At 61.2% G+C, this 18,915-nt stretch carries 15 protein-coding genes; 4 read left to right on the top strand and 11 right to left on the bottom strand.

Going from position 1 to position 18,915, the window contains the following annotated elements; all coding sequences use genetic code 11:
- Positions 1-77: 77 nt before the first annotated feature.
- The 11 genes from KGJ62_12135 to KGJ62_12085 all read right to left on the bottom strand — a co-directional run bounded on the left by KGJ62_12135 (position 78) and on the right by KGJ62_12085 (position 15,272).
- Complete coding sequence (locus KGJ62_12135; GenBank protein ID MDE2127329.1) at positions 78-1,784, bottom strand: efflux RND transporter periplasmic adaptor subunit; 1,707 nt, start codon at positions 1,782-1,784, stop codon at positions 78-80.
- A complete protein-coding gene (locus tag KGJ62_12130; protein MDE2127328.1) occupies positions 1,781-2,578 on the bottom strand; it encodes a class I SAM-dependent methyltransferase in 798 nt (265 codons plus the stop codon). Before KGJ62_12130 ends, KGJ62_12135 begins: the two co-directional genes overlap by 4 nt.
- Before the next feature lie 16 nt (positions 2,579-2,594).
- Positions 2,595-3,638: a flippase-like domain-containing protein gene (locus tag KGJ62_12125; GenBank protein MDE2127327.1), complete on the bottom strand. Its 1,044-nt coding sequence runs from the start codon at positions 3,636-3,638 to the stop codon at positions 2,595-2,597.
- A gap of 98 nt (positions 3,639-3,736) precedes the next feature.
- A complete protein-coding gene (locus KGJ62_12120; protein MDE2127326.1) occupies positions 3,737-4,846 on the bottom strand; it encodes a glycosyltransferase family 2 protein in 1,110 nt (369 codons plus the stop codon).
- Positions 4,847-5,080: 234 nt separating this feature from the next.
- Complete coding sequence (locus KGJ62_12115) at positions 5,081-7,495, bottom strand: PD40 domain-containing protein (protein MDE2127325.1); 2,415 nt, start codon at positions 7,493-7,495, stop codon at positions 5,081-5,083.
- 30 nt (positions 7,496-7,525) lie between these two features.
- Positions 7,526-9,280 carry a threonine--tRNA ligase gene (gene thrS / locus KGJ62_12110; protein ID MDE2127324.1) on the bottom strand — a complete coding sequence of 585 codons (1,755 nt, stop codon included), beginning with the start codon at positions 9,278-9,280 and terminating at the stop codon, positions 7,526-7,528.
- 730 nt (positions 9,281-10,010) lie between these two features.
- A complete protein-coding gene (gene xseB / locus KGJ62_12105; GenBank protein MDE2127323.1) occupies positions 10,011-10,265 on the bottom strand; it encodes an exodeoxyribonuclease VII small subunit in 255 nt (84 codons plus the stop codon).
- The gene (xseA, locus tag KGJ62_12100; GenBank protein ID MDE2127322.1) at positions 10,255-11,634 is read right to left on the bottom strand and encodes an exodeoxyribonuclease VII large subunit; all 1,380 of its coding nucleotides are present in this window, start codon (positions 11,632-11,634) and stop codon (positions 10,255-10,257) included. Before xseA ends, xseB begins: the two co-directional genes overlap by 11 nt.
- 184 nt (positions 11,635-11,818) lie before the next feature.
- Positions 11,819-12,319, bottom strand: a complete 501-nt coding sequence (locus KGJ62_12095; protein ID MDE2127321.1) for a DUF1854 domain-containing protein — start codon at positions 12,317-12,319, stop codon at positions 11,819-11,821.
- Positions 12,312-14,534 (bottom strand): ABC transporter ATP-binding protein, encoded by a 2,223-nt coding sequence (locus tag KGJ62_12090; GenBank protein MDE2127320.1) that lies wholly within the window; start codon positions 14,532-14,534, stop codon positions 12,312-12,314. Before KGJ62_12090 ends, KGJ62_12095 begins: the two co-directional genes overlap by 8 nt.
- Before the next feature lie 381 nt (positions 14,535-14,915).
- Positions 14,916-15,272: a hypothetical protein gene (locus KGJ62_12085; protein ID MDE2127319.1), complete on the bottom strand. Its 357-nt coding sequence runs from the start codon at positions 15,270-15,272 to the stop codon at positions 14,916-14,918.
- Between the two features lie 433 nt (positions 15,273-15,705).
- On the opposite strand from KGJ62_12085, the gene rpsL reads away from it, so the two are divergent.
- From rpsL to tuf, 4 genes are all read left to right on the top strand, one after another.
- Complete coding sequence (gene rpsL, locus KGJ62_12080; GenBank protein ID MDE2127318.1) at positions 15,706-16,077, top strand: 30S ribosomal protein S12; 372 nt, start codon at positions 15,706-15,708, stop codon at positions 16,075-16,077.
- Between the two features lie 56 nt (positions 16,078-16,133).
- A complete protein-coding gene (gene rpsG / locus KGJ62_12075; GenBank protein ID MDE2127317.1) occupies positions 16,134-16,604 on the top strand; it encodes a 30S ribosomal protein S7 in 471 nt (156 codons plus the stop codon).
- A 17-nt stretch (positions 16,605-16,621) separates the two neighbouring features.
- Positions 16,622-18,715, top strand: a complete 2,094-nt coding sequence (fusA, locus tag KGJ62_12070; protein ID MDE2127316.1) for an elongation factor G — start codon at positions 16,622-16,624, stop codon at positions 18,713-18,715.
- Between the two features lie 53 nt (positions 18,716-18,768).
- The coding region (tuf, locus tag KGJ62_12065) for an elongation factor Tu (GenBank protein ID MDE2127315.1) at positions 18,769-18,915 on the top strand (147 nt) is incomplete at its 3' end.

Here is an 18,915-nt window from a genome sequence, read left to right as displayed (position 1 = left end):
ACTGGCAGAGCGCGATGGGCAATGGAGTGGCTTTCTAAAACGGCTTGACCTGGGCGATGAACCGAGCGAGGCGCCGGCTAAAACGCTTCGCCATTCGGAGCTCCGGTGGCCTGCTGCGCGTTCACGGTCATTCCGTCACGCAGGTTCAGCGTGTTGGAGACAACAACATGCTCCCCCGCCTTAAGACCGCTCAGCACGCGGATGTTGGCATTGGTGTTCCCGTCGTACGTGATGCTTCTGGCGTGGATAACACCACTATCCTCCACGTAGACGATACCTTCACCCAGCGTGAACGAGGCAAGCGCGCTTTCCGGGATGATCAGACCCGTGCGTACGCGATGCAGCCGGATCAACCCGATCTGGCCAGGCACCAGCTTGTGGGCTGTGTTGGTAACCCGCACCCACACGGAGAACGTGAGCGGCGATGTGGGGTTGATCACCGCGCGGCCCGGATTGAGCCGATCCGACTCGATGTTTGGGTTGATCTGCGTCACGATACCGCGGAAGCTCTGGCCCGGGTACGCCTCAACCTCGACGTCTGCCGGCTGGCCGATGTGAACACTACCGAAGAACTTTTGATCGACGGCGGCCTGAAACTCCAGAACGCGGTCATCCGCGATCTCGAACAGCTCCTTGTTGGTGTCTTTGGTGGGATTCATATCATCGGTGTGGACGGCGCCGGGGGTAGCAATCTCTCCCGGGTTGATATTCCGTGCGATGACAACGCCATCGATCGGCGCACGCACGAACCGATGTCCGTAGATGTGCTGCTGGTGGACAGCGGCATATTGCAGATTCTCCATGGTTGCGGCTGCCTGCTTGATCTGCTCTTTGCGCGAGCCTTTCAGCGTGATCTGATACTGCAGTGCTGCCCAGTCAAGATTGGCCTTCGCCTGTTGAATCGCCTCAGGTCTTGAGCCCAGCTCCATAACGGTGAGTGTCTGCTCGTCCGACTCGTACAGGGAGCGCGCCTGCGCCACGGTAGCCTTCTGCGAATCGATCTGCTCCGTGCGGAAGCCTGCCTGCATCAGACTGAGGCTCTGTTTTGCCGAGGTAAGAGCCGCCTGCGCGATCGCGGCGTCCGTCTGATCCTTGTCCAGGTCTGCCCGTGCAATGAGACTGCGCTGGTAAAGGATGGTATCCCGGTTCAACGTCTCCTGCGCGTACCGTGCCTGGGCCTTCGCCGTGGTCACTGCTGCTTCCGCCTCCACAATCTGCTGTGGACGATTGCCATGCTGGAGCAGCTCTAGCTGAGCCTGAGCGGCCAGCATCGCCTGCCGATCCGATTCCACTTTGTCGGCCTGAGCCTGAATCTCTTGTGGTCGGTGTGGGTGAAGGACCAGATCGTAGGCTTTCTGTGCCTCAACCATCTTGGCCCGTGCCTGCTCGATCTCCTCCGGCCGGTGCGGCTTGAGCACCAGTCGGAACGCCGCCTGCGATGCGGCGGCAGCGGCGTCGGCCTCATTGACCAGGTCCCCCTGCTCAAGCGGATCCAGCGTGGCCAAAATCTGGCCCTTCTTTACGTGGTCGCCGTGATCCACGAAAACCTGGTCCACCTGAGCGCTATAGGACGGGAGCCCGGCAACGTTGCTCACCGTGAAAGGCACAATCTGGCCTTCGGCCATCACATCGTCCGTAACCGAACCCGTTCCAACGGTTACTATGGCGACCGTCGGCGTCCGGGCGCCGGCCACGACGCCAGCCGCTTCGTGAAGCGCAAGGGGTATCGCAACGGTGAGTGCACTTGCTGCCACCAGCAGCAGCAACAGTCGATTCCGCATCATGATCCGTCCCTTCCAGTGCCGTTCGCGCCGACAGGTTGCGGTTTATATGCAAACGCCACTGAAGTATCCTGAACCCACGTGATTGGCGCCGGGAGCCGGCAGCGCTGTACGCCCGCCTGTACCGACCTCCAGCGATAATCGTGCCAGATGATCATTCCTCCCGGTTTCAGGCAGCTCCACGCGGTCTGCGTATCGCGATAAGCGGGCTCGGCATCGTGACAGCCATCTACAAAGAAGCTGTCGATCTGCGCGGCCCATGGAGCAAAGTCCATCGTTGTAGAATCACCGAACAACTGCTCGATCTTTCCCGGAAGCTGTCGGTTGCGGTACGCGAGCCCAACCTGGCGTCGCTCCACGCCTCTGGCTACCATCCGATGCAACGCGCCGACCGCTCCGCGCGCATACTGCTGCTCCACAACCTGCTCAAACGTTAGCTCCTGTGGCAGGTCCAACGTATAGAGTGTGAATCCCTCCGGTGCATTGAGCGCCATGGTGAGGGCCGTTACGCCCCGGAACGTTCCGATTTCGAACAGCGTCATTGGCGCGTGGCGCCGGACGAGCGCGCCGAGAGCAAGCCGCTCCAACAGCGACGCCGACGCGAATTCAAGATCCTCCTCGTACCTGCCCAACGACCGCGACTTCTGCTCAAATGTCGGCAGTTGTACCGCTCCGGCGATATCACTGTATAACAGGTCGTTGACCGTGACGGTGTGATCGCACGCCGGCGGCTTCCAGGTTTTGGCCGCAGCGCGAAGCTTGCGAAACGGTTTGTGAAGTTTGTGAAGACCTGGCATCCGTTTGCGCCTGTATTCAGGATGTGAGGGGTTCTGCAGAGTTTGCCACGCTTTCGGCCGATTGTAAAGGCGAAGCCGTCGCCTCTTGAACGCCGGGAGCAAGCTTGCGGATTGCACTTCCCAGGAACAGCCATGTGAGGGCAACGCTCACGGTCTCGGCCAGTAGCATCATCGCCCGGCTGGCGATAGCGAGCATCAGCGCGTGTGACTGCGGCATCACCGGTCGCAGCATCAGCCACATCGCTCCTTCGCGGACACCCAGGCCGGCCGGTGCGATGATAGAGAAGTATCCCGCCAGCCACGAGCCGGCGAACGCCGGCACACACGCAAACCAACGCGCGCGGGTCATCGGTCCCAGCGCGCGGGCCAGTACGCCAAATGTCAAGCCGGAGTAGGCCCAGTAGAGCGTATAGTAGGTCAACAGCGCCATGCTGCGCCAGGCCGGCATGGTTGGAAGCGCGTCCAGGTTCGCGGTGCGGCCCGTGATCCTGCGGAATGCAGCCGCGGCCAACCGGAATCTACAGGCTCGCACCAGCACGGCGGGGCGTATCGCCACCGCTCCAGCGCAAACCAGGACGAGTACGGCTGCGCCGAGTCCGGCGCGCCCGATGTTGTTGGCCAACACGCCGCGCAGCGTAGCTCCGGCAAAGGCGCCGACAACAATGAAGCCACCCATGAGCATGTAGGTGAGCTCCAACAAAATCGCAATGGTAAAAGCCGGAATGGCTACGCCCGACTCACGCGCAAAGTAGCCGCGTGCTGAAAAGTACCAGATGCGGCCCGGCATCCAACGGGCGATCACACTGAGGTACCAGGCACGGATACTAAGCCGCATTGGCACCCGTTGACCAAGTGCCCGTAGGATAAAGTGCGCGCCGATCGCCTGAACAAAGTAGTGCAGCAAAAACATCACAAACGCCACCGTCAACCACATAAAGTTGGGGCGCGGCAGCGCTGCGGCGTCGTGCGCGCTGCGGGTGATCGCTGCGGCCAGAAAGAAGACCACCAGGGCCGCCGCCAACCAGAAAAGTAGCCGGCGTAGGACCAGTTCAGCTCTCACGGCGCAGGTTCCGTACAGGCATCGGGACGACAGCCCACCAATGGCTTGGAACCGTGCAGGTCGGTCTCACGTCGCGGCCACTTGAGGATAGGCGGCCGTCAAACGCCAACAACTTCGTCTTGTGTGGTCGAGCGCGCCCGGTGCAGTTCCGATAGCACGTATCTCGGAGTGTTGTGGTACGAGGCGTGAGCTACCATCTCTCCGATTAGGCCGGTGCAGATGACCTGTACACCGGCTACCAGCAGGATGCTGCTTAGCGCGCCTAGAACGTGGTGGCTTACACCCAGCATCATCTGGATCACCGTATAGCCGCCGAGCGCGGTGCCGGCCAGCAACATCATGAGCCCGAGCGTGCCGAAGAAATGCAGAGGCTTTTGATAGAATCGTGTGAGCAGGATGCTGGCAAGAAAGTCGTAACCGCCGGTGAGGAGGCGCCGGGCGCCGTATTTCGATGCGCCATGCAGTCGCGGTTTGTGGACGACCTCGCACTCACCAACCGTGAACCCGCTGGTAGCGGCCATTACCGGAATGAACCGGTGCATCTCCCCATAGAGACGGAGGCTGCGGGCAACATCACCCCGCATCACCTTTAGCCCGCAGTTAAAGTCGTGGATGCGGATTTTGAAGTATGCCGACACCGTGCGGTTGAAGACGCGCGACGGAACCCTTTTGCTCAGAGGGTCCTTCCGGTTCTTCTTCCAACCCGTCACCAGGTCGTATCCCTCGTCAAGTTTCGCCACCAACTTGGGCAGCTCTTCAGGTTGATCTTGAAGGTCGGCATCGATCATGGCGACCACATCGCCACGAACCCGGTCGAAGCCAGCTGAGAGGGCGGCGGCTTTTCCGAAGTTCCTTCGGAACCGGATGACCGTCACCGTCGGGTCGGACCGCCAAATCCGCATCAACCGGCAGTGCGACTGATCGCGGCTACCGTCGTCAACAAACAGTATCTCGTGAACGGGCGCCATGTGGCACAGCACGGCCTTGAGACGCGCATACAAATCGTCCAGATTCTCTTCCTCGTTCAGCAAAGCAATCACCACGCTTAGCATCGCCGTGCCGTTGTGAAGGCTCTCGGCGAGCGACGCGGACGCGTCGGCATCGGCAGGCGTATCGCGCAGATCGACCAGGTCGATACTGACGGTGGCGGCTTCCGGGCTGCGACCACGCAGTGGTTCTCGAGGCGCTATCCGTGCCAAATCGCTCAACGATTGCTCCCAGTTCACTGCGGCGTCGTGGCCGCTTGAATCACAGTCTGATGGCCCCTGTTAGACTGGTCCGTGCGTTCGATTGTTTCGAAGAGACGGAAGCCACACAGCCGAGGGGTGCACCACCGTTAGTGCCTGGTTCCGACCTCGGCGATTCGACAGCGAACTGGTACGGCGCCGTTCTGCTGGTACCACGCCAGGCTCTCTCTTCGGCGGGGCATCAGTGCTCAACAACTACTCCGACGGCGAGAGTATTCGCACCAGCCCGTCACCACCTCCACAAGCAATTTGACGACCACTGGGTGAGTATGCTATGCATTGTACCACATTCGCGCAAACGCGGACTGGAGCGAGAGGCGAGTGTGTTCTAATGTGATAAAAGCGCAACATGCCATCCTGACCACCGGCCGCGAGTATGTCGCTCCTGGGGTCGAATGCCAATGACCACGTGGCCAGCGCGCCACCATCCAGCGTGCCCAACGAGCGGCCGTTGCGCGGGTTCCACAAGCTGATCGAGGTATCGGCGCCCGCAGTGGCAAGCACCGAGCCATTGGCAGCCCAGGCTACGGTATAAACGCCGGTGCTGTTTGCATGGTCGCGCCACAGCCAGCGGTGCGCGGTGAGGCTGAACACGCCAATCGCGCCTGCGCGCCCGGAGCGATCTCCAGCATCCTCGCCAATCGCCAGCAACCGTGAATCGGGGCTGAATGCCAGCGCATCGGCCGAGCTTTTGATCTGGAGTGCTGTCTCCGTTCGGCGAGAGGTAACCGTCCAGACGAGGATTTCACCGTCGTCACAGCCGGCCGCCGCCAGCATGCCGTTGGGCGAGAGGCAGACGGCGCGCACTGCCGAGCGACCGAAGCGCAACTCCTGTCGCACCACTTGTGCGGATGTGTCCCATAGTTTCACTGCCCCGGGTTCCAACTGGCCACCACTGCCAACTGCCAGCGTTCGTCCGTCGGGTGACCATGTAACGGCGTTCACGTCTCCGGCATATCCATACGACAGGCTGCCCTGTTCGTCGCCGGTTTCTGCGTTCCATATCTGCACATCGCCGCCCGTGCGATCGGCATCGGACACTCCGGACGCCGCCGCAATCCGTTTGCCGTCCGGCGACCAGGCTACGCTGTGAACTGCCGCGCCAGACCCAGCAAGCGCCAGGATGCTGGTATGGCGGTATCGTGCCAGTGCGGTCGTGGCCGGAGCGATGGCGCACAGCGCCGCGCCTGCCGCAATGGAAGCATTCGCAGTTCGACGACCGGCGCCGGAGAGCCGTCTCGAATACCCGTACCCGAAGGCGCCGGTGCCGGCTGCCAACACGCCCGCCGCCAGATGGAACGGTGTTATAGCTCCAACAATGGCGAGGGTTGCTCCGATAAGCGACCAGTGATTCTCGACGCGGTGTGCCGGAAGATGCGGCGGGTGAATGAGCGGCGCCGGACGGCTTTGTGGCGGCGGCGCCGGCGCTGGCCGCCGTACGCGCGGGGTAGGCGAAGCGGCTGAAATCACGGTCTCGTGGCGGATTCGCGGGCGGCGGGCGGCTGCAACGATGTTGTTGCCTTGTGCCGGAAAGGGATCGAGGCCGCCGGTTTCGAGCAGTCGCTTGCACCACGGGCAACGGCCCACATGGCTGGCAAACCGGTGATTGCTGTTCACTGCGCAAGTCGTCAGGTCTGCTTCAGCGGCCTCCAGAGCGTGTATCCACGTCGCGGCGGATGGCCTTACCCGAGGGCGCTGCAAGCCCTCCTCGAAACATCGCACGAACAGGTGGCGCAGCACGGGATGCAGCGTCTCGAACTCCGGCGCCCACGGCATTGGCGCCAGGTCGCGTCGTGTGGCGGAGTAGGGATAGAGGCCGCCGGCGATTCGCTGCGCCACGTCGGGCGCTTCGCCCGCACCGCGATAGACGCCGGCGAACGGGTGAACGCCCTCCATGAGGAGCATGAAAATCAGAACCGCCAGCCCAAACAGGTCCTGGTCGTCGCGGCGCACCACGCGGCCCAGGTCATGGTGCTGAAGCTCCGGCGCCGTGAACTCCGGCTTGGCAACCCGGCACCGGTGGATCCGGGCCGGCCCAGCACCGGGAACCTGAAACGAGTCGGTATCCACCAGGGTGATCAGCGCGGTATCGGCCACAAGCACGTTCGACTCGTTAAGGTCGCCGATTACATATCCGGCCGCGTGAACTGCGCGAACGGCGCCGGCCAGGTTTCGCGCGGCACGGTGAAGGTAAAACGTGTTGAACAGCGGGGTGGCTCGCCGCCGTATCCAGGGATTGTAGATTTCGAACAGCGGTCGCGAGGCAGGAGCGCGCGGCATCACATAACCAACCACGGCGCCGGCGCCGTCCAACACCAACTCCTGGGGCCACGCGATGGAGATGTGGCCGGAAGATGCCGATGGGTCGGACGGCGGGTTCGCCAGCATGGCGAGCAGCTTGTGCGCCCGTTCTTCGGATGGCGTGTGAAAGATCTTGACCACGCGGCGGCGGTCGGCCGGCAGGGCGTACACGCGGGCCTCGCCGCCCTGGCCGAGTACCGGCTCGGTCGACAGGTCGATGACGCGTCCACTCGCACGTACGGTCAGCCGGTGAGCGGGACTGTAACCGGGCCTGTCTGCTGCGACGTTCCGATTTCGAATGGCCGTCATCTCAATCCGCGCTTCCCCGGCCTCGGCGAGCTATTCGACGGCCCAGGCCCGCATCATCGCGATCGCGTTTGCCACAGTCTGGGCGCCCAGGTCGCCTTCGCCATGCCTGCGGATGCTGACGCTGCCGGCCTCCACATCCCGGTCACCGGCGATCAGCATTACCGGTACTTTTTGCAATTCACTTTCGCGGATGCGCTTGCCCATCTTCTCGTTGCGGGAATCGATCGCCGAACGGATCCCCGCTTCGCGAAGCTGATCCTGAACCTGCACGCAGTAGGCATGATGCCGATCCGCGATCGGTATGAGCGCCACTTGCTGTGGAGCAAGCCAGAACGGAAATGCGCCGGCATAGTGTTCCACCAGAAGGCCGATCATCCTGTCGAGAGAGCCGAACGGCGCGCGGTGAATCATGACGGGACGGTGTTTTTGACCGTCCTCACCGATATACTCCAGCCCGAATCGCTCCGGCAGGTTGTAATCCACCTGTACCGTACCCATTTGCCATTCGCGACGCAGGGCGTCACGGACCATGAGGTCCAGCTTGGGTCCGTAAAAGGCGGCATCGCCCGGCGATACCTCGTACTCCAGACCGATATGCCTCACGGCGTCGATGATCGCGTGCTCGGCCACCTCCCAGTTTTCCTGTGAGCCGATGTACTTGTCATCCGATGGATCTCGCGTGCCGATCCGCACCCGGTACTCCGTAAGGCCCAGCCGTCTGAGCGTGAACAGCATCAGGTCTACGACGCCGGCGAATTCACCGCGAAGCTGGTCCGGCGTGACAAACAGGTGCGAGTCGTCTTGCGTAAACCCGCGCACCCGCAGCATACCGGCCAGTTCTCCGCTCTGTTCGTACCGGTATACCGTGCCGAACTCGGCGTAACGGATCGGCAGATCGCGGTACGAGCGCAGGTCACTGGCATAGATCATGATGTGGTGCGGACAGTTCATCGGCTTCAGAACGTACGTCTCGCCTTCTTCATCACCCACCATCAAGGGAAACATCTTGGCGCGGAACGACTGCAGATGTCCGCTCCTGGCGTAGAGGCGGGCGTTACCGATGTTGGGCGTCACCACCCCCTGGTATCCCCGCTTCAGCTGCTCCACCTTCATAAAGTCGATCAGCGTGTCGCGCAGCGTAGCGCCCTTTGGCAGCCACAGTGGCAGGCCCGGACCGACATCATGCGAGAACATGAAGAGGCCCAACTCGCGCCCGAGTACGCGGTGGTCGCGCTTCCGCGCTTCTTCCAATCGATTCAGGTACTCATCCAGGTCCGCCTGCGTGAGCCACGCCGTGCCATATACGCGCGTCAGCATCTTGTTCTTTTCGCTGCCCCGCCAATAGGCGCCGGCCGTATGCAGCAGCTTGAAGTGGCGGATGTGACCCGTGCTGGGCACGTGCGGGCCGCGGCACAGATCGGACCAGTTGCCCTGCCGGTAGAACGACAAAGCCTCGCCAGCGGGAATCGCGTCGATCAGCTCCAGCTTGTATGGCTGGTTCTGCTGCTCAGCCAACGAGCGTGCCTGGTCGCGCGACACCTCCAGACGCTCGATCGGTAGGTTACGCGCGGCGATCTCCGCCATCTTCTGCTCGATGGCGGGCAGGTCTTCATCTTTCAGCGGTTCGGCCAGATCGAAATCATAATAGAAGCCATCTTCAATCGGAGGCCCGATCGCATATCTCACCTCCGGATGGAGCTCGCCTACGGCTTCCGCCATCAGGTGGGCTGCGCTGTGGCGCAGGCGGTAGAGTTCGTCTTTTTCCAGTTCCGGCATTATCGTCATCCTCTCGTCTATTCTGTATCAGAAAAAGAAAGGACCGTCGCTTTCAGATGTTCTGAGAAGCGGCGGCCACTGCGAATCGGTCTAAATTGCGGTTTGGGATCAAGTATGCAAGCTGCCAGACCCCAAGCGCAGTGGCGCCTCGGGTGTGGTAGTTTGCTCCGGGCCGGGTCGGCCCCCAAATCGGTATGGCTGGTAGTTCTGCATGATCTGCGTCGTGCGCCTGATTACGTACATTATACGCGTTGCGTAGGCGGCTGTCAAGGTGACGCAATGCCACAGTTGAAACCTTCTCTGCAGGCGGTCTGGCAGGAGCCGGCGGACGAGCCGGAACCATCAACTGCCTATCCCTGCACCTCGGTCCGTACGACGACTATCAGCTAGGCGCGCGGACCGGGAGTGGTCGGTTTAGCGAGGAAAACATCCGTGCTCAGCTTGAAAGCCACCAATGCGTTAGGCCAACTGCAGCGTACAGCGCATATGGCGTATTCGTCCCATCTGGCGCATGCCGACCTTGTCGCCGCAGTCGCTGGCGGCCTCCACCGAGCCGCGAAATGGGACTCCGGGACGTGTAAGACCTACGGCCGAGCCAGAACCGGGACCACCCCGGTGAGATTCTTCCACGATGGCCAGCGGCCGCACTTCGTGTTCAAACCGACAGCCGCCACATACCTCTACGCGGAGGCAGAGAAACAGCTATCTCCATATTGCTCCGCACGCGACGCGCGGCCGCCTACTCCAGGGCCACCAGACTGGTCGGACCGGAGCTGCCGGCAGTGCCTTCGTCCTCCTCCAGTTCCCGCAGTGCACCATCCACCTCCTGTTCGGCAGAGCGCAGGCGCTCCCGGCAGGTGCGAATGAGCATGGCCGCTCGCTTGACGGAGTCGGCGACGGTATCAATCTCTTCCTCGCCCGTCTCGAGCTTCCGTAGGATCTCCTGAAGTTCCGCCATTGCTTCCGTGTATTTGATAGGCCGACTATCCGTCATTCTCTTGTTCCGTTTCTACGCGGCTCATAATGGCGCCGTCCGCCAGCTGCGTCTCCATGAGGGCGTGGGTCACCGCCGCATCGATACTCCGAATGGCGCGGCCATCAATGCGCGAAATCGAGTATCCACGTCGCAGCGTGGCCTCCGGCTGAAGCCGATCAACGCCCGTCTCCACCGCCAGAACCAGCGCGGAGGAGCGCTCCAGAAGGCTTCCGGAACTTCTGAGTATCCGTTCCTGCAAGAGCGACAACCGTACGTCCATTCCGCGTGCGCGCTCTGCAAAGCTGCGCCCTATGAGGCCGGCCGACCGGCGCAGCATGCTCTTTTGCCCCGCCAGTCGCAGTTGCGCCGCGCCAGGGATCCGCCGCAGAAGCACGCGACACGCTTCGCGCTGCACTGCGATCTCGCTTTGCGATCTGCGCGCGAGTCGCATTGCGTACTGAACGCACGCCGCGCGCTCCTCTCGAAGTATGCCTCGTGCCGCGCGTGCCGCGCGGATTCCGGCCTCCAGTAGGTGGCTGTCAAATTCAGCGGCCAGCTCGATGATGGCATCGGCTGCGCCGGTCGGCGTCTTTACCCGTGTGTGCGCCACCATATCGGCCACGCTGTCGTCACGCTGGTGGCCAATCCCGGTGATCACCGGAATCGGCATGCTGGCAATCGCGGAAGCCAGGTCGTAACCGTCGAATGCGTCCAGGTCAACGGTAGATCCGCCGCCACGGACAATCACGGCGACATCGAACTTCGCCGCCATGCCACGGATACCGTCCAGCGCGGACACGATGGAGCGCTCCGCTTCGGCGCCTTGCATCAGCGCGGGAAACAGCGTTACCTTATACCGGAATCCCTGCGAGTTGGCTTCGAGCTGGTGACAAAAATCGCCGTAGCCGGCCGCCTGTGCCGACGAGATGACCGCGATCCGCTGCATCACCAAAGGCATTGCAATCCGGCCGTTTACCTCGATGAGGCCCTCGGTTTGAAGGCGCGTGATCGTCTCTTGCCGTCGACGCGCGGCATCGCCCAGGGTGAACGCCGGGTCAACCCTGAGAATGTTGATGCTGAGGCCGTACCGCGCGTGAAACTGTACCGTTCCCTGTGCGAGAACCGTGAGCCCCTTGCGCAGCTCCGCGCCAGTGGCGGCCGTGAACTCCTGCCTCACTTGCCACCAGGTGGTCTTCCAGATCGTGGCGCGAAATTGCGCGGCGACCTGCCCGTTTTGCGTTTCAATAAGGTCCAGGTAACAGTGACCAACGCCGGCCACATTGAGCGCTGCAATTTCGGCAACAAACCAGACAGGCTCTGGAAACGCCGACACAACAACGGCGCCGGTTCGCGCCGCGATTTCTGAGAGCTTTAACCACGACTCCATCGCTCCATTATATGCCAGGCATGCGTGACCGTCAACCGCCGGTAGGCCGAAGCGCTCTCCGATTTCAGCCGGGCAGAATCCCAGTCGGCACACGTATTCCCGGTTCGCGCCGGCCTGCGGAGCGGCGTGCGCTTGCCTGGTGGCCACGTCTTGAGGCCCGGTCAGCTGGGGGCGCCGCTCGACGCTATACCATCCGGTTGAGCCTGCTGCGGCTGAGCGCGTCCAACCGGTCAACATCGGGAATCTCAAACCGATTGCCGTCTACATCAACGAGCATCAACCGTGTCTCGGAGTACCAGAGCACGTTCTCGTGCAGACTCTCCGTTACGAACTCACGATCTCCACGGTCGGTGGTTACCGACCAGTAGCCGGTGCCGAATGCCACCCGAACCGATAGGATGCGCTCCACGCGAGCGGACAGATACCGCCGCCGGATCTCCGTTTGCAGGCATTTGAGATCCTCCGGCGCCAGCAGCTCCAACCGATCCAGAACGCCAATCTCGGTGTCGCTCCCATCCAGAAGAGCCAGTTGCCGACCGGGTTCCGTGACTGGCGCAAACCAGGTAGGGCGCACGGTCAGCCAGGTGATCTGGTCGCGAATTGTCAGCCTGAGGTGGCCTTCGGGTTGGAAGTAGAATCGGCAGTCTGCCGGCTGCAAGACCGTGACATTGGTGGATTCAAGCATCCTGAACACTCCATTCGACGGCGGTTGGCATTGCGCCGGACTCGGCGCTTAGAATCTCATTGAGGCGGCTCTGCGCAGCGACCATGCGGCTGAACGAGCCACCTTTCTCCATCAGTTCGGCATGCGTGCCCATTTCGGCGAGCTCGCCGCGGTCCAGCACAATAAGTCGCGTGGCATTTCGCAGTGTCGAAAGCCGGTGGGCGATGGCGAAGGTGGTTCTTCCATGCACCAACCGGGCAAGCGCTTCCTGAATCTGCCGCTCGGTCTCAACATCCACCGAGGATGTTGCTTCATCCAGGATCAGAATGCGCGGGTCGTGCAGGATTGCGCGCGCGATCGAGATTCGCTGTCGCTCACCCCCGGAGAGCGTAACTCCCTTCTCGCCGATCATCGAATCGTAACCCTCAGGCTTGGTCAGAATGAATGCATGGGCATTTGCCGTGCGCGCGGCAGCAACCACCTCGGCCAGCGAAGCGCCCGGCTTGCCGTATCGAATGTTCTCCGCAATGGTTCCGTTGAACAGGAACGGGTCTTGCAGCACCACGCCGATCTGGCGGCGGAGTGAGCGGAGAGGCATTGTGCGGTAGTCATCACCATCGAACTTGATCGTGCCGGAATCTGGCTCGTAGAACCGTGAGATCAGGTTGATGGTCGTCGATTTGCCGGCGCCTGATTTGCCGACGAGGCCAATCATCTCACCCTTGCGCGCGGTGAATGAGAGCCCTTTCAGCACCGGATTCGCCTTGTCGTAGCCAAACTGCACATTACAAAACTCCACATCACCTTGCAAGGTGCGCCACTCTCCCTCATCGGTAGTTGGCTCGCGCTCCATGTCCATAATCTCAAAGATCCGCTCGGCGCCCGCCATTGCCCGCGTGAACCAGTTGTTGATCATGGCGAACCACTGAAGCGGCCCATAGACCAGTATCAGGTAGGCGTTCACCTTCCAGAAGTCACCGAGGCTGAGCTGGTGACTGAAGACCATACGGCCGCCGACAACCCAGTTGATGATGACGCCGAGGCCGGTGAAGACCGACAGGCAGCCAAACATCGTTTGCCACCGTGTATCAGCGGCGATCCCGGCCATTCGCAGCGCGGCATTGTGTCGCATGAACTTCTCGTTTTCGCCGGGCTCTTGCGCAAACGCCTTGACCACGCGAATGCCGGAGAGCGACTCGTTGAGATGCGTGTGGAATCTTGCCCATTTTTGCCCGAGCCGGTGGTAGAGCTGCGACACGGGCTTCCAGCAGACTCCGCTGATCGCCACAACCACAGGTACCGGCGAAAGTATCCAGAGCGTGAGTGGCAAACTGATCCGCACCAGAAACAGCACGACGCCGACCAGCATCAACAGGTTGGTGATAAAGTAGGGTGCGCCTTCAACCAGAAACTCCCAAACCCGGTCCGTATCCTGCGTCACGCGGCTGGTAATGGCGCCGACCTGCTTCTTGTCGAAGAACTGCAGCTGCAGATACTGGATGGAGGTGTAGAGGCGGGCTCGCAAGTCAGCGGCGATGCAGGCGCTGAGGCGGGCCACCAAGGCGCCCATAGCCGTCTGAATGGCGGTGGTCATCAGAATCACCGCCAACCAGATGGCGGCAAGCCGGTACATGAGCGGCAAGTTGCGGTGTACGAGCAGGACCTTGTCGATAAGCTCGCCCTGAATCCAGGGCGGTGCCAGGCCGATGGCGGTGGCTGTTACCGACAGTGCCGCGAGGCCGATTGAGAGCGCCATATACGGGCGCATGTACGACACAATCCGCAGCAGCGTGCGTCCGCGCCTCACGCACGCCGGGCATACTCCCTCTTTTTCGGGCAGCAGGCGCGAGCAGCGCGGGCAGCGTGTCGCCGCGTCGTGGAGCTCCACGCTCAGACTCTCTCCGCGGACGATCTGCAGGATGCCGCGGGCCATCTCCGCGAATTGATCCGCTCTGGTTTTCGTGTAAGCAGCGCAGATGTGGGCGCGGCCACCAGAGTCAACCAGCACCAACCTGGCGCCGCCGATCAATGGCTCGCATCGAACTGAGCGGATTGCTGCAATGGGTACACGCATCAGGATCTCGCGATGCGCGTTGCGCGTGCGCACCTCGTCTGCGGTGACCTCCACAACGCTGGCGCCAAACGCGCCCGAAGCGGTGATATCCGCCTGCAGGCGCATCAGAACCGGCTCCGTAGCGGAAAGGTTACGTTCGATCGTTTCGATCTCTAGTTTCATCGGATAGTAGCTTCTCACGCTGCCGGCGCGCTGCGCCAGGGCTTTTCGATGCAACCGTTTCGGGTGATTCACGGGGCGGCAGCAAAAAAACGCCACGGCCCCGTCGCGGTGTGCGGCGGGGCCGTGGCGTAAACGCAAAAGGTAAAGAGAATTGCCTAACTCGAAGTATTCCCTCCAACCACACGACCGTACCGCTTGCCGTACCGACCGCCGAATCTGCCAGGCAGAATCCGGCCGTCAGTCGAGGAAAAGACGGGCACCTGGGTTTGGTATCTCAGCTGTTTCATAAGGTCGCGCACTCCTGCCTGTGCGGAGGTTCACCAGTGTACCACAATCCGTCACCGTTCAGTCGCTGCTGGATGCGTCCGGTCGCCGTGCAGGCTACGGTGGCGTGTCGCGATCGCCGAAGAGCGGTCGAAAGCGATCGGCGGCCTGCTGCTCAATCGAGAAGAACGACATCTCGAGCGCCAGCGTCCAGAGCGCGATGATGGCCTCATCGGTTGGCCGGTCGAGGACATCGGAGAAGAAATCCTTCAGAATCTCTTCGTACGTGGTTTTGCTCTCGCGAAGCTCAATCGGCGCCTTTGGCCGTCCGTGGAGCATCTCTTCCTCATGCCGATCCAGGAATTCCCGGACATTGGCAGGCGTGGCCTTTTCCAGATTCGCGCCGAACTCGCGGCGAACCGTAGCCCGGAAGCGCTTCAATAGGGTATGCTCATTCGACGGGCCGTCCGGCATCCGTAGCTGCTCCTCAAGACCAGGTTGTAGCGCGACTCAATCTGCTTCACCGGGCCAGGGCATTGTTCCTGCCGTGGTCACGGGGAACTGGTGGGGCGTTGATGCGGATTCCACAGGCGATGCCGTTGACAACAACTTTACCGTTGGTGTACAATACCCCGGTTTGCACGGAGCTGATCCGGGCAGAGACAATTCGGTTGCGGTAAAGGAGGCTACGGGAAAGGCGTTTCACCTTTCGCTCGTGACAAACGGGCACTAAGTTCCGCTTAGTACGTGCCTTCTGCCCCTGCCGAACGTGACAGGGGTTTTTTGTCGGCAGCGCCGGTATTCCGGCCTTGCCGTGATGTCCGGCGGTTCCGCGCCGGCGACAATCAATCGGAACGGATCCCCGTGTTCGCCCGCGGTGCATCGTGGCGAGGAGAACGGCTGCAACATGCCAACCATTAATCAACTTGTCCGCAATGGACGCAAACGGATCAATAAAAAGACCAAGGCGCCGGCGCTTCGCGGCAACCCGCAGCTGCGCGGCGTGTGTCTTATCGTCCGTACGGTGCCACCGAAAAAGCCAAACTCCGCACTGCGGAAAATCGCCCGGGTGAGGCTTACCAACAAAACGGAAGTGACCGCGTACATTCCTGGCATCGGCCACAACCTGCAGGAGCACAGCGTGGTGATGATCCGCGGCGGCCGCGTCAAGGATCTACCCGGCGTGCGATACCACGTGATCCGCGGCACGCTGGATGCCTCCGGAACGCGGGAACGGATGTCCAGCCGGTCCAAGTACGGCACCAAGAAGGCAAAGTAATCCCGTTCAGGGCACTGAGCCCGGACAGCTAGCAGACCAGAGGAAACAGCAACCCGATGCCAAGAAAAGGCGCCGTCCGGCCACGGACGATCATACCGGACCCGGTCTATAACAGCGTGCTCGCGCAGCGGTTCATAAACCGGCTGATGGTCGATGGAAAAAAGAGCATCTCGGAGCACATCTTCTACGGCGCGATGACGATTCTGGAAGAGCGCTCCGGCAAGCCGGCGCTGGAAGCCTTCGAGCAGGCGGTGCGTAACGTGATGCCGGCAGTGGAAGTGCGTGCGCGCCGCGTTGGCGGACAGAGTTATCAGGTGCCCATTGAGGTGCGGCAGGAGCGGCGAATCGCACTGGCGATCCGGTGGCTGGTTAACAATTCAAGGCGCCGCGGTGGGCGGACGATGATCGACAAGCTCGCTGGGGAGCTTACGGACGCAACAAACAACACGGGAACGTCGGTTAAACGGAAAGAGGATGTTCATCGCATGGCCGAGTCCAACAAGGCCTTTGCACACTACAGATGGTAGGGAACTGACAGCTCTATATGGCACGACAGTATTCGCTGGAAAAAACACGGAATATCGGCATCGCCGCTCATATCGACGCGGGCAAAACCACCTGCACGGAGCGGATTCTGTTCTACACGGGCCGCACGCACAAGATCGGTGAGGTGCACGAAGGCGCGGCGACCATGGACTGGATGGTCCAAGAACAGGAGCGGGGTATCACGATTACCTCGGCCGCTACCACCTGCTTCTGGGATGAACACCGGATCAACATTATCGACACGCCGGGTCATGTCGACTTTACGGTGGAAGTGGAGCGATCGCTGCGCGTTCTCGATGGCGTGGTTGCTATATTCTGCGCAGTCGGTGGCGTGCAGCCGCAGAGCGAAACGGTATGGCGGCAGGCAAACCGCTACAAGGTGCCGCGGATTGCGTTCATCAACAAGATGGACCGTATGGGCGCTAACTTCTACAGCGTGGTGGAAAAGATGCGCGATCGCCTGGGCGCCAACGCAATCCCAATCCAGCTGCCCATTGGCGCGGAAAGTGGATTTACCGGTGTGATCGACCTGATCGCCATGGAATCCCACATCTATCTGGACGACCTTGGCCTGAATGTGGAGACCGGCCCAATACCGGCGGAATTGCAGGAACTGGCAAACGAGCACCACACGCGCCTGGTTGAAGCCGTGGCTGATGTAGACGAGGGATTGATCGAGAAGTACCTCGACGGTCAGCCGATCTCTGCCGACGAAATCCGCCACTCGCTGCGCAAAGGCACCGTGGCTGGCGCAATCGTTCCCGTTCTGTGCGGCTCTGCCTACAAAAACAAGGGCGTACAGCTGCTGCTCGATGCCGTCGTGGCTTACCTGCCCGCCCCGAATGATGTGGAAGGCATACCCGGCACCAACCCGAACAACGGCGAAGTGATCACACGACTGCCATCGGATGAGGAGCCGTTCAGCGCGCTTGCATTTAAACTGGCGACCGATAAATACGGTCTGCTCACGTTTTTTCGCGTCTATTCCGGAACGCTGGCCTGTGGCAACACGGTATTGAACGCCTCGAAGGCGCGCAAGGAGCGCGTTGGTCGAATCGTTCGGATGCATGCCAACAGCCGGGAGGATGTTGAGGAGGTATTCGCCGGAGATATCGCCGCAATCGTCGGTCTCAAGTATTCGCAAACCGGCGACACGCTGTGTGCCGAGAAGCACCCTGTGCTGCTGGAAAGCATCACATTTCCCGACCCCGTCATATCCATCGCGATCGAGCCGAAGACGAAGGTGGATCAGGATAAGCTTGCCATCGCGCTGCAGAAGCTTGCCAATGAGGACCCAACCTTCCGCGTAAATACCGACTATGAAACCGGGCAGACGATCTTGAGCGGAATGGGCGAGCTGCAGCTGGATATCAAAATCGACATCCTGAAGCGCGAATATGGCGTGGAGGCCAACTACGGTGCGCCTCAGGTGGCATACCGCGAAAGCATCCACTCCAAGGCGCTGGCGCGTGTGCCGTTCAAGCGACAAACCGGCGGTTCCGGCCAATACGGTGATTGCGAGCTGGAAGTGTCGCCGCTGGAGAGTGGTCAGGGCTTCGTATTCGTGAACAAGGTCATCGGTGGCAGCATCCCGAAGGAGTTTATCCCGGCGATTGAAAAGGGCGTTCGCGAGGCGCTCGAAAGTGGCGTTATTGCCGGCTATCCCGTGGTAGATCTCCAGGTTGCCGTGGTCGATGGCTCGTACCACGATGTCGACTCGTCGGAGATAGCCTTCAAGGTAGCTGCGTCTCAAACAATGCGGGAGGCGCTTCGCAAGGGACGCTCTTACCTTAAGGAGCCGATAATGTCTCTGGAGATCGTAACACCCGAGAGCTTTATGGGCGATGTGATCGGAGACCTGAACCGTCGCCGCGGCCGGGTTGAAGGAATGGAACCCGGCCCAGGCGCCATCCAGACGATACGTGCCCTGGTGCCGTTGGCCGAGATGTTTGGATATGCAACCGATATTCGCGGCGCCACACAGGGCCGTGCCTCGTTCAGCATGGAGCCTTCCCACTATGACGAGGTTCCACGGAACGTAGCTGAAGAGCTTCTCGCTCGGGCACAGGGCAAGCAGTTGGCACGAGCCTGACCAAGTTCGGATTATCAACTCAGCGCAGAGACCTTTGACAGGGACGAAAACCAATGGGCAAGCAGAAGTTTGAGCGAACCAAGCCGCATGTGAACATCGGCACGATCGGCCACGTGGATCATGGCAAGACCACGCTGACGGCCGCCATGACGCGTGTGCTGGCTGAGTATAACGGCAGCAAGGCGCTGAAGTATGATGAG

Source organism: Armatimonadota bacterium, assembly GCA_028871815.1.
In the GTDB taxonomy this organism is placed as follows: Bacteria; Armatimonadota; Chthonomonadetes; order Chthonomonadales; family Chthonomonadaceae; genus REEB205.
This window is presented reverse-complemented; position numbering and strand designations above follow the sequence as displayed.

Excerpts from the sequence above, each read along its gene's own strand:
- KGJ62_12135 (MDE2127329.1), bottom strand. The coding sequence starts at position 1,784 with ATGATGCGGAATCGACTGTTGCTGCTGCTGGTGGCAGCAAGTGCACTC.
- KGJ62_12130 (MDE2127328.1), bottom strand. The coding sequence starts at position 2,578 with ATGCCAGGTCTTCACAAACTTCACAAACCGTTTCGCAAGCTTCGCGCT.
- KGJ62_12115 (MDE2127325.1), bottom strand. The coding sequence starts at position 7,495 with ATGACGGCCATTCGAAATCGGAACGTCGCAGCAGACAGGCCCGGTTAC.
- thrS (MDE2127324.1), bottom strand. The coding sequence starts at position 9,280 with ATGACGATAATGCCGGAACTGGAAAAAGACGAACTCTACCGCCTGCGC.
- xseB (MDE2127323.1), bottom strand. The coding sequence starts at position 10,265 with ATGACGGATAGTCGGCCTATCAAATACACGGAAGCAATGGCGGAACTT.
- xseA (MDE2127322.1), bottom strand. The coding sequence starts at position 11,634 with ATGGAGTCGTGGTTAAAGCTCTCAGAAATCGCGGCGCGAACCGGCGCC.
- KGJ62_12095 (MDE2127321.1), bottom strand. The coding sequence starts at position 12,319 with ATGCTTGAATCCACCAATGTCACGGTCTTGCAGCCGGCAGACTGCCGA.
- KGJ62_12090 (MDE2127320.1), bottom strand. The coding sequence starts at position 14,534 with ATGAAACTAGAGATCGAAACGATCGAACGTAACCTTTCCGCTACGGAG.
- KGJ62_12085 (MDE2127319.1), bottom strand. The coding sequence starts at position 15,272 with ATGCCGGACGGCCCGTCGAATGAGCATACCCTATTGAAGCGCTTCCGG.
- rpsL (MDE2127318.1), top strand. The coding sequence starts at position 15,706 with ATGCCAACCATTAATCAACTTGTCCGCAATGGACGCAAACGGATCAAT.
- rpsG (MDE2127317.1), top strand. The coding sequence starts at position 16,134 with ATGCCAAGAAAAGGCGCCGTCCGGCCACGGACGATCATACCGGACCCG.
- fusA (MDE2127316.1), top strand. The coding sequence starts at position 16,622 with ATGGCACGACAGTATTCGCTGGAAAAAACACGGAATATCGGCATCGCC.